A 16,442-nucleotide genomic window follows, 5' to 3' on the forward strand; every position below is an offset into this window, starting at 1 on the left:
AAAACATGACTAAACTGTTTTTGTTATTCAGGAATAACGAATAATAATACTCTCTCAATGATCACGATGAGGCCAACGAACAGTCATGGATCGTATTCAGGCGATGCAGGTTTTCGTCCGTGTGGCTGAGGTGGGAAGCTTTATCAAGGCGGCGCAGACACTCGCTTTGCCGGCCTCGACGGTCACCAGCAGCATCAAGAATCTCGAGAAGTACCTGCAAGTGCGCCTGCTCAACAGAACGACGCGACGAGTAAGCCTGACGCACGAGGGAGCATGCTATCTGGCGCAATGCCGGGAGATATTGACGCTGATCGAGCACACGGAATCCAGCCTCACGGATTCCGTAAAACGACCGCAGGGGCGTTTGCGGGTGGATATGCCGGGCGGCATCGCCCACTTTATCGTCATGCCGAACCTTCAAGACTTCTACAGGCGCTATCCGGAAATCTATCTGATGATAGGGGTCAACGATCGCCAGGTTGATCTCGTCCAGGAAGGTGTGGATTGCGTCATTCGCACAGGCGAGCTGAATGACTCAACGCTCATTGCACGCCCCCTCGGCCACTTTCGTTGGGTGACCTGTGCGTCTACTGCTTATCTCAGAGAAAACGGCACCCCACAGGTGCCAGAAGATTTGTCCCACCATCGGGCCATCCATTATTTTTCGGGTCGCACAAGACGAGTCGGCGATATGCACTTCGCTCGCGGTTCTGAAAAGCTTTCAGTACCAGTAAAGGGAACGGCGGCCGTCAACGAGACAGGGCTCTACATAAAGATGTGCCTTGAAGGTTTTGGCTTGGCGCAACTCGCTGAGAGGATCGTCTCCGAACACCTGCAAGACGGCCGGCTGGTCGAGGTGCTGGCCGACTGGCAGCCGCCCTCGGTACCCGTCAATTTGCTGTACCCACATCAGCGTTTTCTATCGCCTGCTGTCCGCGTATTTGCTGACTGGGTAAGCATGCTTATCCGAGACGATCACTCGATCAGTCAATAGCTGGTACAGCACCATCTTCCTCTGGCGTGGAGGAAGATGGTTTCGCCTAAGACAAGGGCGCTCACCGAGCACCTGTTCGAGCATACGCGTGATCAGAGGTGGGTAGGACGATGCGATGCATGGCTTGTGATGAGTAACTGATGTACACCTTATGGCCGGCAGCCTTTCGCTTACGTCCACTTATGGGGACTGCGGTGAACTCTGCATCGCTTGAAGATTGGCGGCCCTAAGTGCAGGGCAAGCCGGCTGTCGATCAACTGGCGAGCCCACCGATGCATGTCAGGCCTGCAGTGCCTTGGCGAAGGTCTGCAGCCAGGGTTCGGCATCCGTCTCCGGTGTTACGGTTTCACTGGAGTCCAGACGCAACATCTCGACCACCTCGCGCAACCCCAGCTCGACGTAGAGTTCGCGGATCAGTTCGCCAGCACCGCAGAAGGTGTCGTAACTGGAATCGCCCAGGGCTAGCACCGCCGCTGGCTTGCCGCTCCAGGCCGGCAGGCGATCGCGGAGTTCGCTGTACAGCGGCAGCAGATTGTCCGGCACTTCGCCCATGCCGGTGGTAGAGGTCACGGTGAGGAAAGCGTCCGGCGCGAAGGCCAGCAGCTCATCGAGACTCATGTTCGCTTTGTACCAGGCCTCCAGCCCGGCGGCCTTGAGCTGACGCTCGGCGTGGCGTGCGACTTCTTCGGCCGTACCGTAGACCGAACCCGAGACAATGGCGACTTTCATGACAACTCCAGAAACAGGAAAAACGCCGCGCATTATGCCGCAAGTGGACAGCCCGACCCGATGTTTTAGAATGCAGCGCACACCCATCGCGGAACCTGTCCCATGATCAATGCCAAGCTGCTGCAACTGGTAGTCGACGCCTCCAACGATGGAATCGTGGTGGCCGAGCAGGAGGGCGAAGACAACATCCTGATCTACGCCAATGCGGCATTCGAACGTCTGACCGGCTATCCCTGTGACGATATCCTCTACCAGGACTGCCGCTTTCTGCAGGCCGGAGATCGCGCGCAGATCGGCCTACAGGCCATTCGTGACGCAGTCAAGGCGGGCAAGCCCTGCCGCCAGATCATTCGCAACTACCGCAAGGATGGCAGCGCCTTCTGGAACGAGCTATCGATCACGCCGGTGCTCAATGAGAGCGACCAGTTGACCTACTACATCGGCATTCAGAAAGACGTCACCGAACAGGTCGAAGCCAAGCAGCGCGTGCGCGAACTGGAGGTCGAAGTGGCGGAGTTGAAGGCCGAACTGGCGCGCCTGAAAAGCTGACGAACGGATAAAACTATCGTCTAGCGCCGCAGTCAGAAAGGTTTGCCCCCTTGCAGTATTCACTCCATGCAAAGCGATCCGCTGCTGACCCAGGACGAGCTGGACTTCATCCAGCAGATTCTCTCCAAGCCTCCGCACACGCGGCGCCCTAGCACTGCGCAGCAGTTGGCGCTGGGTGAAAGACTCAGTGAGCTGTTGACCCGATTGGGTGATGAAGAGCACTTGAGTCTGGACACCCATAGCGACAATCAGCACCTCAGCTTTCCATTGCGCCTGATCCAGGACGAGCAAAGCCATTCTCGCCTGGAGCTGGGTGCACCGCTGATCTTCGAGCAAGGTGTGAACGAGCGGCCATGGCGCCTGGCTCTGCCCACGGCACTGGCGCTATTGGACAGCAGCGAGCGGCCCAGCGGCCTGCAGGCGCTGGAACTGTCCAACAGCGGGATGCTGGTGGAATATCGCAAGGCTGGCACGCCGGCCAAGGATCAGTTGCTGCAGTTGCTGCTACCTCGTGAGCAGCGCGTTCAACTGCGCGCCCGACTGGTCAGGAGGGTCAGCAAAACGCGCTATGCCTATAGCCTGCAGACGCTGCATGAAGAAGATGAACAGACGTTGCGCCAATACCTGTTCGATCAGCACAGCGAGCAACAACTGCAAACCGCAACCGTCGACTGAAACCGATCTTGCAGGCTGTCTCAGGTATCGAGATGGCCAGCGAGAAACTGCTGCAGGCGACGCTGCATCAAACGCCCCTCGTTGCCCAGGCAGGCGATGGGCGAGCCGACAAGACTCTCCTCGGCCAGATCGGCACTGTCACCAGCAAGCAACACCGGGCACTCCAGACCGAGCGCCAGGCGCACCAACTGCCGCGGGAACTCCTCGCCTGGCGGCTGATTGCTGAAGAACACCAGCGCTTGCGGCTGCATCCGCTCACAGACCAGGGCCAGGTCGGTCATCGGCACCCCCGGCCCCATCACCGTCACCTCGATGTCCTGGCTGCCGAGCAGCAAGGCCGCAACCAGCAATTCGAGCTCGCGACAGTGGCTAGGCAGTGCCACGAGAAGCACACGGTCGCGGGACTCGCCGCGCCCCAACTGCAAACGCTGCCAGCAGCGCCCACGCAGGAAGCCATCGAGCATCAACCACTCGCCACGCTGGCCCACCTCATCCTGACGCAGCAACAGCTCCTGCCACACGGGCATGAGAATGTCCTGAAACACCACCGGCAGTGGATAACAAGAGAAAATCTGCCCGTACAGGCGTTCGAGACGAGGCTCGTCAAAGTTCTGCAGCGCGCTGCGCAGCTGATCCTGCCACTGACTCCAGTCGTCACTGCTGACTTCGTCGTAAGCCGGTGTGGCGGCACTGCGACTGCTGGCGCTCTTGGCCAGAATCGAGCCGACCTTGCTGACTGCCACGCCGCGCTCTATCCACGCCAGGATGCTGCGCACCGCGTCGATGTCAGCCTGAGAATAGAGACGATGACCGCTGTCCGTCCGCGTCGGCTGGATCAGGCCGTAACGCCGCTCCCAGGCACGCAGGGTGACCGGATTGACGCCTGTAAGACGGGAAACCTCACGAATGGGGAACAACTCTTCCTGTTTCAAAGCACTGGACGCAAGCGATGTGACGGAGGCAAGTTCAGGCATGGCTTCGGGCATCACGGCAATGAATTAAGAGGGCATTGTAACCTAGCATCGGCAGGCTGACATTGTGCAAAAATTATACAAGACAAGCCAATGCATAATTGTCCGCAGCATAGTCCCCCTTCATTACCGTGGCGACTCCCCCATACACAGCTCGCCCAAGGGTTGCACCATCACGACCGACCGCCCTCATTTGGCGCCTCTACGCCCTCTGAAGGGGCGCCGCGCTGCCGCAGCGACTGCCTCTGTTCGAGCCAAATGTCCAGCATCAGGCGGGGCTGGCTAATTTTGCTAAAACGGGAATAATCCTTGCTGCTTTCCCATCGAGCACACCACCCCGTGTTCGATTACGCCAATGCCACACCCCGGCTGACGGCACACTCGAGGAGATACACAATGTCCCCCGTTACTCTGATGGTGGCGCGCCGCGTCGCCAATGGTCGTTATCACGACTTCATCGCCTGGCTGCGTGAAGGCGAACACCTGGCCACCGACTTTCCTGGCTATCTCGGCTCCGGCGTACTGGCACCGCCCGCTGGCGACGATGAATTTCAGATCGTGTTCCGTTTCAGCGATGAACAGACCATGTCCTCCTGGGAGCATTCCGCTTCACGTCAGGCCTGGCTCCAGCGCGGCGCAGGACTTTTCGCTCAACCTCAGGAAAAACGCGCTGTGGGCCTCGACGCATGGTTCGGCAGCGCCCACCGGCAACCGCCACGCTGGAAACAGAGCGTAGCGATCTGGCTGGCGTTCTTTCCGGTTTCCCTGGCTTTTAATCTGCTACTCGGCCCCTGGCTCGCCGACCTGCCGCTGGTAACCCGCGTACTGCTGTCGACCCTGGCCCTGACGCCACTGATGACCTACCTGTTCATCCCCCTTTCCACCCGCTTGCTGGAACCCTGGCTGCAAGGCAACGGTCCGCAGCGCCTGGGCAGACGGGCTGCCAGCATCGGCAAATCCTGACAGCACCCTTCTCTCCCATCGGCCAGCCTCGCGCTGGCCGATTTCCCTATACAAGCCAGCACAACCTATACAAAAACATAAGTTCGTACAGGTAAAGTACAGAAGCACTCTCCCCATCCGTCTCAGTAAAAATCCTTATCACTCAGGCAAATAGGCATATTCACCAAGCCTGATAGCAAAACCACATGACACACATGGTTGTACAACCTGCGGCTCTGGTATAGCTTTATCCTCGGTCTGGTGAATACCGCCTGCCACTGGTCAGGTATCCCGAGGCGGTACGAACCAGACCTCCATTTCATTCTCACGAGTCACACATGAGCGCTGCCAGCTTCCCCATCCTGATCACCGGCGCCGGCCAGAGGGTAGGTCTGTATTGCGCCGAGCGCCTGCTCGACGAAGGCCAGTCGGTGATCGTCAGCTACCGCCAGGAACGCGACGGCATCGCGCGTCTGCGTGAGCGCGGCGCCATCGCTCTACAAGCCGATTTCAGCGACGAGGCCAGCATTATGTCCTTCATCGACAGCCTCAAGGCGCAATGCAGCGGCCTGCGCGCGATCGTGCACAACGCCTCAGATTGGCTGGCCGAAACACCCGGCGAAGAAGCCGAGGCCTTCCGCCAGCTATTCAACGTGCACATGCTTGCGCCTTACCTGATCAATCTGCATTGCAGCGACCTGCTGCTGCAGTCGACACCGGCCGACATCGTTCACGTCAGTGATGATGTGGTGCGCAAGGGCAGCGCCAATCGCCCTGCCTATTGCGCCAGCAAGGCCGGCCTGGAGAGCCTGACGCTTTCCTTCGCCGCGCGCCTGGCACCGCGTATCAAGGTCAACGCCATCGCGCCGGCGCTGCTGATGTTCAACGAAGGTGATGATGAGGCCTACCGAACCAAGGCTTTGGCCAAATCGGCGCTGGGCATAGAACCCGGCCCGCACGCCTTCTACCAGAGTTTGCGCTATCTGCTGGACAACCCCTACGTAACCGGAACCACCCTTACCCTCAACGGCGGCCGCCACCTCAAGTGAGGCGACTGTCCAGGACACTGCCATGAGCCAACCTCTTTCCCAGCAATACCGTGAAATTCTCGTAGGCCTCGGTGAAAACCCCGAGCGCGAGGGCCTTCTCGACACACCGAAACGCGCCGCCAAGGCCATGCAGTACCTTTGCCACGGCTACCAGCAGTCACTGGAGGAAATCGTCAACGGCGCGCTGTTCGAGTCCGACAACGACGAGATGGTGATCGTCAAGGACATCGAACTGTACTCGCTGTGCGAGCACCACCTGCTGCCCTTCATCGGCAAGGCCCACGTCGCCTACATCCCCACCGGCAAGGTGCTGGGGCTGTCCAAGGTAGCGCGCATCGTCGACATGTATGCACGCCGCCTGCAGATCCAGGAGAACCTCACCAAGCAGATCGCCGACGCGATCCAGAAGGTGACCAACGCCGCTGGCGTCGCCGTGGTGATCGAGGCCAAGCACATGTGCATGATGATGCGCGGCGTCGAGAAACAGAACTCGGTGATGAGCAGCTCGGTGATGCTTGGCGCATTCCGCGAGTCCTGCAACACTCGCCATGAATTCCTGCAATTGATCGGACGGAACAACTAATGCCGCGACTGGAACCCGGAATGGCGCGCATCCGCGTCAAGGACCTGCGCCTGCGCACCTACATCGGCATCAAGGAAGAGGAGATCAACAACAAGCAGGACGTGCTGATCAACCTGACCATCCTCTACCCGGCGGTCGACGCCGTGCAGGTCAACGACATCGAGCACGCCCTGAACTATCGCACCATCACCAAGGCGATCATCGCCCACGTGGAGGGCAACCGTTTCGCCCTGCTCGAACGCCTGACCCAGGAAATCCTCGACCTGGTCATGGCTCACCAGGCCGTGCGTTACGCCGAAGTCGAAGTGGACAAGCCGCACGCCCTGCGTTTCGCCGAGTCGGTATCGATCACCCTCGCTGGCCATCGCTGACGGCCTGGCCTGGCGGCTTGTCGCTCGCCAGCGACGCTCTTATCATCGCCGCCATCATCCCCGGAGAGCCCACCATGACCGAGCAAGAACGTCTCGAACTGGAAGCTGCAGCCTTTCGCGCCCTGGTCCAGCACCTGCGCACTCGCCCTGACGTGCAGAACATCGAACTGATGAACCTGGCCGGTTTCTGCCGCAACTGCCTGTCGAAATGGTACAAGGCAGCCGCCGACGATCTCGGCGTCGAAGTCAGCGCCGACCAGGCCCGCGAGACCGTGTACGGCATGCCTTATGCCGACTGGAAGGCCAAGTATCAGAAAGAAGCGTCGGCCGAACAGAAAGCCGCCTTTGCAAAAGGAAAGCATGAATGACCGCCCTGAACGAACTGCGCAGCCGCCTGCAGCAGGACGATTACGCCTTCAGTGAAACCCTGGCCTTCGTTGCCGAGCACTATGACTATCAGCCCAGCGCCTTCCGCAATGGCGACGTGGAAAACGCCGCGGGCCAGAACGAAGGCTCCTGCAAGACCCTGGGCCTTGCGTTGCTGGAAGGCTTGAGCACGGACGAGGCGCTGCGCGCCTTTGGCGAACACTACCGTAGCGTGCTGGCGACGCCGCAAGGCAGCGATCACGGCAACATTCGTGCATTGATGGCCCACGGCCTGGAAGGCGTGAAGTTCGAGCAGCAACCGCTCAAGCGTAAAGCCTGAACCTATAGCGCAAAAACGTGCGCAACTGTCAGCAATAGCTGACAGACATCACATTGACATCACTTTATGCTACGCGCCTACAACCCAATGAACACGAGGGAACGTGTTCTGCGCGCAGTCGCCCTTCCCTCCTGTTTCGCATCCGGCATGGAGTCGAGCGATGCAGCAGACCTTGGTCTGGAAACCCAGGCAAACCCCCGGCGTGGAAACGCTGCGTCTGAGTCGGGATGCCAATGGCATTCACGCCACCAGCCACCTGATGCAGGTCATCAAGGGCAACAGCATCGTTGCCAACTACCTGATCGATTGCGACGCGCGCTGGCGCTTCCGCCGCCTCTGGCTCAAGGTCGACAACCACGGCCAGCGCAACCTCTGCCTGCAGCGTGACCTGCGCGGCAACTGGCTGCTCAATGGCGAGCTGCGCCCCGAATTGCAGCGATGCCAGCACGTCATGCTGTCCGCCTCGCCCTTCACCCATACGCCCCTGCTACAGCGTAGCGCCCTGGAAACCGGGCAAAGCGACGAAATCAAGGTCGCCTACATCGACCTGCTCAGTCTCAAGGTGGAGCCACGCCAGCAACATTATCAGTGCTTGCAGCGCCGCGCCGGAGAGCACCTCTACCGCAGTCAGGCCGAAGGCCATGCACAGGAAGAGCTGAGCGTCGACGACCAGGCACAGCTGCTCAACGCCAACGAGCAATACCTGCGCCTGAGCCAACGAGAGCTGAAAGTCAGCACGCTGGTGTAGAGGCTTCCACCGCCCGCCCTGATAGGGTGCGCCATGTGCACCAGGCAGGCTTTGCGGTATGCCCGGCGCGTACAGCGCTCCTACACAGGCAAAGCCCACGACACTCAGATAGGCAACTGCCCGAACGCCCAGCGCAGCAGGAAGAACACCAGCAGCCCACCGCCAATGGTCGCCAGCAGGTGCCGCGTGAACGCGGCGATGGCAATGGCAGCGACGCCCGCCAGCAGATAAGCGTTGTTCCAGGTCAGCGCCCAATGCTGCCCGTCCGGCAGCAACATGCCGGGCACAACGATGGCCGTGAGCACGGCCGTCGGCACGTAGTGCAGCCCCTGCCTGACCAAGGGCGGAAAGCGCAGATCGGGAAAAGCGAACAGGCTGTAACGGGTAACGAAGGTGATCGCCAGCATGCCCAGGATCAGCAACCAGATATCCATCAGGCCAACTCCTCCTGCAGTGCCGGCCTGCGCCGCTCCAACCACACACCGATGACGATGCCGCTGGCTGCAGCCGCCATCAAGCCGAGCTTGTAAGGCAGGTCATGACACGCCAACGCCACGGCGCCTGCCACCAGGGCCGCGGCCACCTGCGGCTGGTTGCGCAGCATGGGCACGACGATGCCGATGAAAGTCGCCAGCATGGCGAAGTCCAACCCCCACTCGCCGATGTTTGGCACTGCCTGACCGAACAGCACGCCTACCAAAGTGCACAGCTGCCAGTTGCAGTACATGGCCAACGCCGCGCCGAGAAAATACCAGTGACGGAAAGCGCCCTTGTCGCCCCGCGCATAGCGCTGCACCACCACCGCGTAGGCCTCGTCGGTCAGACCGAAGGCCAATGGCACGCGCCAGCGCTTGGGCAGGTGGCGCACGTGGGGCTGTATACTGGCGCTGTACAGGGCATGGCGCAGATTGACCACAAAGGTGGTCAACAGCACCACGGCGATGCCAGCGCCACCAGCCAACAGGCTGATGGCGATGAACTGTGCAGAGCCGGCGAACACCAGCGCGGACATACCCAGCGTTTGCCAGGGATCGAGCCCCGCAGCGCCAGCCAGGCTGCCGAAGATGATGCCGAAGGGAATGGCGCCGAGCAGCATCGGCAGCATATCGCGGGCGCCTTGGGTGAATTCGTGATGACGTGACATGGAACCTCCTGGTCCAGCGAGATTACCCGGGCGGTCTAAGCAGGTCTTGAACGTTCTTGCGCATAACCGCAGTGGGGTTGCGCGACACGAAGCGGTGCCACGCTGTCGCGCTGGTAATACCCGGAAACAAACAGCAAAATGCCACTACCAAGGTCGCAGCGCATCTCGCAAAACTGTGTCCTACAATCGATCACAATGACCTCAATCTGACAGCACAGCCGGGGACCGGAGAAAAACCACGCTAGCTACACAAGGCAAGGCCCGAGCCTTCTCTCTATGAATACAAGCACTGACCGCACTCGATCCCGAGTCGCGGTCCATACTCAGAATCAGCCAGCGACCCTCAGGCTGGCCCAGGAGAGCCATTCCAGCCGCCTAATCCCAGGCGGCTGGCGCAGGATGCAGCGTACAGGCCGCGGCCATTGCTCTTGCGTGCACTCGAGCGATTCCGTTCATGCCGACTAATGTTCATAGCAGGTGCACTTATGCCTTCCAATGCTGCTCGCTTTTCCACACGTAGCCTGCTTTACGCCAGCTATGCCTGTCTCCTGGCGCTGATGCTGCTGATTGCCGGAGTCTCGCTCTACAACCTGGCGACCTCAGATCGAGAGTTTTCCACCTACATCAATGGCGTCGAGGCTCGTGCGAGACTGGCCAGCGCGGTCAGCGACGCGGTGAAGGACCGCGCCATCGTACTGCGCAACTTGGCGCTCAATAGCGCCCCCGCAGAACGTGCGCAGCAGCGCGAGTTCATCGCCGCCCATGAAAAGGATGTTGTCGACAGCATCGCAGCACTACGCCTGGCAATAAGCACGCATAGCGACGTTTCGGCCACGGGCCGTGAAATGCTCGCGCGCATCGAGCAAGTAGAGGCGCGCTATAGCCCTGTAGCTCATACCATTGCCGAGCAGCTGTTCGCCGGCAATGACACCGAGGCCATGCGCATGGTCAAGGAGCAATGCACGCCTCTGCTCGAAGAATTGACCAAGACCATCGACGAATACCTAATCCATACCACCGAGGTTGCCGACCAAAGGGTACTTGCCAACGAGGCACACTACCTGAAACAGCGCAACATGCTCATCCTAATCACCGCGCTCAGTTTCATTCTCGCCGCCGTGCTGGGAAATCTGATCAGCCGTTACCTGCTCGGCGCCCTGGGTGCCGAACCAAGCGATCTCAACCGGATCGCACAGCGCGTGGCCGAGGGTGACCTGCGCATCATGGAGAAGGCGGTAGACAGCGCCGAGAACAGCGTGCTCGCGGCGCTGTTACGTATGCAACAGAACCTGCGCCAGGTCACACAGGGCATCGACCGTTCATCACGCACCGTCGCCCACTCCAGCCAGGAGCTGAGCGAATCGAGCCTGCGCAACGCCGAAAGCGTGGCCCACGCCCAACGCGAGGTGGAGCAGATCGTCACCGCTGTGCACGAAATGGCGGCGACCGTGCAGGACGTGGCGCGCAGCGCCGAGACTGCCGCCCAGGCCGCCAGTGAAGCCGACGATGCCGCCGTGCAAAGCCAGCTAAAGGCCAGCCAGGCAGTCAGCCTGATCGGCGAACTGGCCCAGGTAATCGATCATTCCAGTGAAGCCATGGGGCGCCTGAAGACCGAGAGCGGCAACATTGGCAGCGTGCTCGACGTGATCAAGGCGGTGGCCGACCAGACCAACCTGCTGGCACTCAATGCCGCCATCGAGGCCGCTCGTGCTGGCGAGGCAGGGCGCGGCTTCGCCGTGGTCGCCGACGAAGTGCGCAGCCTGGCGCGCCGCACCCAGGAAGCGACGACAGAAATCGAGGGTCTGATTGCCAGCCTGCAGAAGATCGCCGATGAGACCTCGCGCTACATGGAGCGCTGCCAGAGCTCCAGCTCGCAATCGGTTTCCGGCGTATCGGAAGCCGGTGAAGCGGTGGCGCGGATCGTCGCCATGATCGAGCGCATCAATGGCATGAACCAGCAAATCGCCACGGCAGCCGAACAACAGACCGCTGTGGCCGAGGAAATCAGCAGGGGCATCGTCTCGGTACGCGACAGCACGGAGCAATCCGCCTCGGCGTTCCAGCATGCGCAGCGGGAAAGCGAAAGCCTGGCCCGTACCAGCGTGGTGCTGCACGAGAACATCGCCCGCTTCCAGCTGTAAGGGCACCGGCCTGCGGCTCGTTGCGCGCCGCAGGCATTACACCCATTAGCGTGGCTACAGGGCTGCGCCCTCGCCACCTCGCTCGTCGACAACCGCCTACCGTTTCGACAACGCCAATCGCGGCATTCGACCAACTGACGCGCAGCATCGATAGCAGACGCAACAAGGAGGCAAGCCTCCGGTGTCGCGCCAAATAGATGGCGAGTGAGCGAACCAGTGGCTTGCCGGCGTAGGCGAACCGAGACGCGCCCGATCCTGAGCACCCAGCCCCGGCCCAATCCAGCACGCCGGGTACCCTGGCATCGCAACGCCGTTGACGGCTGGCCGAAACGCCAGCGTGAGAATGGCGCCGCATGGTTCATGCGGCGCCGTTGCAAGGCTAGGCGCGGAAACGCCCGACCAGCCCGTGCAGTTGCTCCGACAGTTGCGCCAGCTCCTGCGAATCGCGGTGTGCCGACTGAGCGAGATTTTCCACCAGCAACGCATCGCTCTGGATCTGGGCGATGTGACGGTTGATGTCCTCGGCAACCTGATGCTGCTCTTCCGCGGCGGTGGCGATCTGGGTGTTCTGATCGCGAATGTGGTCAACCGCGCCACGAATCTGCTCGAAGCTGTTGCTGGCCAGGCTGATGCGCTCGACGCTGGCTTGCGACATCTCCAGACTATTTTGCATCTGCCGGGTGACTTCCTGCGTGCGTCGCGCCAGGCCACCGAGCAGGCTGTCGATCTCGCCGGTGGAGTCTGCGGTACGTTGCGCCAAGGCCCGCACCTCGTCGGCCACGACCGCGAAGCCTCGTCCCTGGTCACCGGCGCGGGCCGCTTCGATGGCCGCGTTGAGCGCCAGCAGGTTGGTCTGCTCGGCAATCGAACGAATGGTGCCGAGGATCGCGTTGATGTTCTGGCTGTCCTGTTCCAGCGCCTGCAGCGCCAATGCCGACTGCTTGAGGTTGTCGCTCAGGCGCGACACGCTATCGGTGGCATCTTCGATCTGCGCCTGCCCGGCATGCACCTGGCGCTGGCCATCATCGGCCGAGGTGGCAGCCTCGCTACACGAGCGCGCGACCTCGTTGGCGGTGGCGACCATCTCGTTGAATGCAGTCGACACCATTTCCACTGCCCCGCGCTGGCGCTCGGCCACGTCGGTCATGTCCTGGGCCACCCGCGTCGAGCCATCGGAGGTCTGACGCAGGGCGGCCGAGGCCTCGATGATGCGTTGCACCAGCTGGCGGATAGTGCCGAGGAACTGGTTGAACCAGCGCGCCAGCAGCGCCGTTTCGTCCTTGCCCTGGATGCTCAGGCTGCGCGTCAGGTCGCCTTCACCTTGCGCGATCCCCTCCAGGCCGTTCGCCACGCTGCGAATCGGGTTGACGATGAGATTGGCGAACAGGGTCCCGACCATGGCGAATACCAACCCAAGGATCAGCACGATCACGCCGACCTGCCAGGCCAGATCGTTGGCCTTGGCCATGACCTCGCCGTGCTCGATCAGGCCGATGAAGCGCCAGCCCAAGGTCGGTGACGACCAGATATTGGCCATGTAGCGAGTGCCGTTGAGCTCCACCTCCAGCAAGCCATCGGCGCCAGCCAGACGTGCGTATTCACCGCCAAGATCGGTAAGGGATTTGAAGTTGTTCGCGGCATTCTGGGGGTCGACGAGGACGTTGCCGCTGCCCTCCACCAGCATCAGGTAGCCGGTCTGGCCGATCTTGATTTGCTTGACCAGATCGGTGAGCTGCTTCAGCGAAACGTCGAGGCCGACCACGCCGGCGATCGCTCCCTGGGTGTCGTTGACGGTGCGCACGGTACCGATCAGCACGGCATCGTCCGGCGCCCAGTAGTAAGCGGCAGTACGCTGGGTTTTGCCCGGTGCCGACATGGCGGTCTTGTACCAGGGACGTACGCGTGGATCGTAGCTGCTGAGCCCCGGATCGCTCGGCCAGATGGCATAACCACCATCGACCCGTCCATAGGAAAGGTAGGCCGTGGTCGGATGGGTCTTGGCGAAGCGATCGAAGATGCTCTCCAGCTCCTGGTTGGTTTCCGGTAACGGGGTGCTTGCCGCGTCCGCCGAGGAATAGTTCTTCAGGGTCGGAGCCGCTGTCATCTGCGGCAGACTCGCCAGGTAGTCGACGTTCTCGGTGATGCCCTTGAAGAACAGGCTCATGGCGTTGTCGACCTGGCGTATCTCTCGCGAACTTCCGTCGAGGAAGTCGGCCTCGGCCTGGACCCGCTCCTTGTAGATCACCACCGCGGCCACCAACAGGATCGGCAGGCACGCGATAGCGGCAAACGCACAGGTCAGCTTTTGTTTGATGTTCATTCGATGAATCCCTCGGGGTAGTGAATTCACCAGGCGCGCGAGCACCGACGAATCCTCAGAGACATTATCGGCTCGGCGATGAATGGCTTGAGCGCGCAAAGCGACTTGTTGCTGTCGATCAAAGACCAACAATTGATTTTGTTTAATCTACCCGTGAACACCCAGCTCACTGCATCTGTCATTGATCGCGATCAGGCCGTTGGTTAAAGAAAAGCCTGAGTCATACGATGACCTACGTACGAGCTCCGTTCGCACAACCGTTGCTGTCCGACGCCTGCCATCCCCCGGTTGCAGACCAAGGCCAGATAGACGGGTCCATCCCTCCAATCCCCGACGCAGCCGATACAACGAAGCACTACAACACCGCAACAGCAGAGGGGCACCTAGATCCCTCGCAGCCTGCTTGGTCGCCGGCCCAAGGGGGGGCCGCCGACAATCGTCGTAACTTCGCCTGCCAACTATCCAATTCAAGACGATGAGGCAAGAAACAGATGCTTAAGAATGCCCCGCTTAGCGTGAAGCTACTGCTCATACTGATATTCCCATTACTCGGTTTCCTGGCGTTCGCTGGCGTCTATGTCGCCGGCAAGTACCAGACCCTGACCGAGATGGATCGCACCGTGACCGCCAGTGGCGCGGCACAGAAGATCAGCGCGGTGATTACCTCCCTGCAACGCGAACGTGGTGCCAGCGGCGTGTTCATCGGCAGCAGTGGCAAAGCCATGCGTGACAAGCTGACCGAATACCGCCGAGACACCGACATCGCAGCCGGCAACCTGCGTACCCTGGCACAAGGCTCGAATGGTATGGACGAGACCCTGCGTGCCCTCGACGAACTGGGCACACTGCGCCCGCAGGTCGATGCGCTGTCGCTGAGCAGCACCGACTCGGGTACCCGCTACACCAACCTGATCAAGACCCTGGTCGGCTACACCCATTCCCTCGAGGCGAGCGTCGACGACCCGCAGATCCTGCGTGCACTGGGTGCCCTCAACCAGTTCGTGGAAATGAAGGAGCGGGCGGGGCGTGAACGCGTGCTGCTTGGCCTGACCTTCACCCAGGGTCATTTCGACGCCGACCTGCTGTCACGCTTCAGCCGCAACCTCGGCGAATTCTCGGCCTATCTGGACGGTTTCCAGCGCCGCGCCTCAGCCAGTTTCCGCAGCAAGCTCGACAACGTGCTGCAGCAACCCGACTCGCAGGAGGTGGCGCGCCTGCAGCGCCTGGCGTTCGAAACCCCGCTCGGCGATCCGCTGGGCATCAAATCCGAAGACTGGTTCCGGCTCTCCACCAGCCGCATCGACCTCATGGGCCAGGTCGAAGCCGAACTTTGCCAGAGCGTCGGCGACCTGGCGACACAGGCGCGCGACGAAGCAGCCAGCAGCCTCTGGCTGACCATCGCCGCGATGCTCGGCGTGCTGTCCGCGGTGGTGGTGCTGTCGCTGCTGATCATCCGCAACATCAAATCGGCGGTCAGCGACGTCAACGACACCCTGGTCGCACTGGCCCAGCGCGACCTGACCGCCCACACGAGCTATGAAGGTGGCGACGAGTTCGGCGTCATCGCACGCAACCTCAACAACATGGCGCAGCAGATCAGGGAAGTGATCCACGAGATCGGCGGCGCGGCAGCGCAGGTCGCCACTGCTGCCGAGGAATCCTCGGCAGCGGCCTTGCAGACCAGCCAGAACGTGGCGCAACAGCGTCAGGGCACTGATCAGGTCGCCACCGCCATCAACGAGATGAGCGCCACCGTGCGTGATGTGGCGCGCAGTACCACCGAAGCCGCGGAAATGTCGCGCCGGGTCAACGACAGCACGCTGCAGGGCAAGAGCGAAATCGAGAGCACCGTGCGCCTGGTCCAGGCCCTGTCGACGCAGGCCGAACAGACCGCGCAGATCATCATCGAGCTGAAGCAGGAAAGCGATGCCATCTCCTCGGTGCTCGACGTGATCCGGGGCGTCGCCGAACAGACCAACCTGCTGGCCCTCAATGCCGCCATCGAAGCGGCCCGTGCCGGCGAGCAGGGTCGTGGCTTTGCCGTGGTAGCCGACGAGGTACGTCAGTTGGCACAGAAGACCCAGGACTCCACCGTCAGCATTCAGCAGATGATCAGCAACCTGCAGAGCGGCTCCGACCGCGCTGCCAGCTCCATGCAGGAAACCCTGGACAAGGCCCAGGCCGGCGCCAACAACGTGGTCAGGGCTGGCGACCTGCTGGTGGAGATCGCCGACGGTATCGCCAGCATCAGCGACCGCAATATCCAGGTGGCCTCGGCCGCCGAGGAGCAAAGCCTGGTATCGGAGGAGATCAACCGCAATGTCAACGAGATCAACGACCTGGTGATCCAGGTCAGTGCCGCCGCCGAGCAGACCGCCGTAACCAGTCGCGAGCTGGCGCGTCTGGCCGATCACCAGCAGCAACTGGTGAACCGCTTCAAGGTAGGCTGAGGCATCGCGCCGCTCGGCCTGCCCAAAGGGTTTGCCGAGCGCGCTGTTCGAGAAAACGGCCCCGCCATCG

Annotated in this window: 17 protein-coding genes; 12 read left to right on the forward strand and 5 right to left on the reverse strand. The window is 61.3% G+C overall.

Annotated features, from left to right (window positions below; translation table 11 throughout):
- Nucleotides 1-85 precede the first annotated feature (85 nt).
- Entirely contained in the window at nt 86-994 is a 909-nt protein-coding gene (locus tag EL191_RS17080) for a LysR family transcriptional regulator (RefSeq protein WP_041979807.1), read from the forward strand.
- Nucleotides 995-1,273: 279 nt separating this feature from the next.
- Here EL191_RS17080 and EL191_RS17085 read toward each other — a convergent pair whose 3' ends face one another.
- Complete coding sequence (locus tag EL191_RS17085; protein ID WP_041979805.1) at nt 1,274-1,723, reverse strand: flavodoxin; 450 nt, start codon at nt 1,721-1,723, stop codon at nt 1,274-1,276.
- 102 nt (nt 1,724-1,825) lie between these two features.
- Between EL191_RS17085 and EL191_RS17090 the strand changes: the two genes are divergently transcribed.
- Nucleotides 1,826-2,272 (forward strand): PAS sensor domain-containing protein, encoded by a 447-nt coding sequence (locus tag EL191_RS17090; RefSeq protein ID WP_013716678.1) that lies wholly within the window; start codon nt 1,826-1,828, stop codon nt 2,270-2,272.
- 66 nt (nt 2,273-2,338) lie between these two features.
- Entirely contained in the window at nt 2,339-2,947 is a 609-nt protein-coding gene (locus EL191_RS17095; protein ID WP_041979803.1) for a PilZ domain-containing protein, read from the forward strand.
- A gap of 20 nt (nt 2,948-2,967) precedes the next feature.
- Here EL191_RS17095 and EL191_RS17100 read toward each other — a convergent pair whose 3' ends face one another.
- Nucleotides 2,968-3,921, reverse strand: a complete 954-nt coding sequence (locus tag EL191_RS17100; protein ID WP_041769802.1) for a MerR family transcriptional regulator — start codon at nt 3,919-3,921, stop codon at nt 2,968-2,970.
- A gap of 393 nt (nt 3,922-4,314) precedes the next feature.
- Between EL191_RS17100 and EL191_RS17105 the strand changes: the two genes are divergently transcribed.
- The 7 genes from EL191_RS17105 (at nt 4,315) to EL191_RS17135 (ending at nt 8,317) form a co-directional block, all read left to right on the forward strand.
- The gene (locus EL191_RS17105; RefSeq protein ID WP_013716681.1) at nt 4,315-4,881 is read left to right on the forward strand and encodes an antibiotic biosynthesis monooxygenase; all 567 of its coding nucleotides are present in this window, start codon (nt 4,315-4,317) and stop codon (nt 4,879-4,881) included.
- Between the two features lie 317 nt (nt 4,882-5,198).
- Nucleotides 5,199-5,909, forward strand: coding sequence for a dihydromonapterin reductase (gene folM / locus EL191_RS17110; RefSeq protein WP_041979800.1), 711 nt, complete (start codon nt 5,199-5,201; stop codon nt 5,907-5,909).
- A 22-nt stretch (nt 5,910-5,931) separates the two neighbouring features.
- Nucleotides 5,932-6,492, forward strand: a complete 561-nt coding sequence (gene folE, locus EL191_RS17115) for a GTP cyclohydrolase I FolE (RefSeq protein WP_013716683.1) — start codon at nt 5,932-5,934, stop codon at nt 6,490-6,492.
- Nucleotides 6,492-6,863 (forward strand): dihydroneopterin triphosphate 2'-epimerase, encoded by a 372-nt coding sequence (folX, locus tag EL191_RS17120; RefSeq protein ID WP_024309111.1) that lies wholly within the window; start codon nt 6,492-6,494, stop codon nt 6,861-6,863. Before folE ends, folX begins: the two co-directional genes overlap by 1 nt.
- A 74-nt stretch (nt 6,864-6,937) precedes the next feature.
- A complete protein-coding gene (locus EL191_RS17125; protein ID WP_017362722.1) occupies nt 6,938-7,231 on the forward strand; it encodes a DUF1244 domain-containing protein in 294 nt (97 codons plus the stop codon).
- Complete coding sequence (locus EL191_RS17130) at nt 7,228-7,569, forward strand: HopJ type III effector protein (protein ID WP_013716686.1); 342 nt, start codon at nt 7,228-7,230, stop codon at nt 7,567-7,569. Before EL191_RS17125 ends, EL191_RS17130 begins: the two co-directional genes overlap by 4 nt.
- A 160-nt stretch (nt 7,570-7,729) precedes the next feature.
- Nucleotides 7,730-8,317 carry a putative glycolipid-binding domain-containing protein gene (locus EL191_RS17135; protein WP_017362723.1) on the forward strand — a complete coding sequence of 196 codons (588 nt, stop codon included), beginning with the start codon at nt 7,730-7,732 and terminating at the stop codon, nt 8,315-8,317.
- 104 nt (nt 8,318-8,421) lie between these two features.
- On the opposite strand, the gene EL191_RS17140 is transcribed toward EL191_RS17135, so the two are convergent.
- Together EL191_RS17140 and EL191_RS17145 are read right to left on the reverse strand one after the other, a co-directional pair.
- A complete protein-coding gene (locus EL191_RS17140) occupies nt 8,422-8,751 on the reverse strand; it encodes an AzlD domain-containing protein (RefSeq protein WP_013716688.1) in 330 nt (109 codons plus the stop codon).
- The gene (locus EL191_RS17145) at nt 8,751-9,461 is read right to left on the reverse strand and encodes an AzlC family ABC transporter permease (protein ID WP_041979797.1); all 711 of its coding nucleotides are present in this window, start codon (nt 9,459-9,461) and stop codon (nt 8,751-8,753) included. Before EL191_RS17145 ends, EL191_RS17140 begins: the two co-directional genes overlap by 1 nt.
- 485 nt (nt 9,462-9,946) lie before the next feature.
- Here EL191_RS17145 and EL191_RS17150 point away from each other — a divergent pair, with 485 nt between their 5' ends.
- Entirely contained in the window at nt 9,947-11,602 is a 1,656-nt protein-coding gene (locus EL191_RS17150; protein ID WP_041979796.1) for a methyl-accepting chemotaxis protein, read from the forward strand.
- Between the two features lie 379 nt (nt 11,603-11,981).
- Here EL191_RS17150 and EL191_RS17155 read toward each other — a convergent pair whose 3' ends face one another.
- Nucleotides 11,982-13,922, reverse strand: a complete 1,941-nt coding sequence (locus tag EL191_RS17155) for a methyl-accepting chemotaxis protein (RefSeq protein WP_013716691.1) — start codon at nt 13,920-13,922, stop codon at nt 11,982-11,984.
- A 491-nt stretch (nt 13,923-14,413) separates the two neighbouring features.
- On the opposite strand from EL191_RS17155, the gene EL191_RS17160 reads away from it, so the two are divergent.
- Nucleotides 14,414-16,372, forward strand: a complete 1,959-nt coding sequence (locus tag EL191_RS17160) for a methyl-accepting chemotaxis protein (protein WP_041979794.1) — start codon at nt 14,414-14,416, stop codon at nt 16,370-16,372.
- Nucleotides 16,373-16,442: the final 70 nt, after the last annotated feature.

Origin of the sequence: Pseudomonas mendocina, from assembly GCF_900636545.1 — a bacterium.
In the GTDB taxonomy this organism is placed as follows: domain Bacteria; phylum Pseudomonadota; class Gammaproteobacteria; order Pseudomonadales; family Pseudomonadaceae; genus Aquipseudomonas; species Aquipseudomonas mendocina.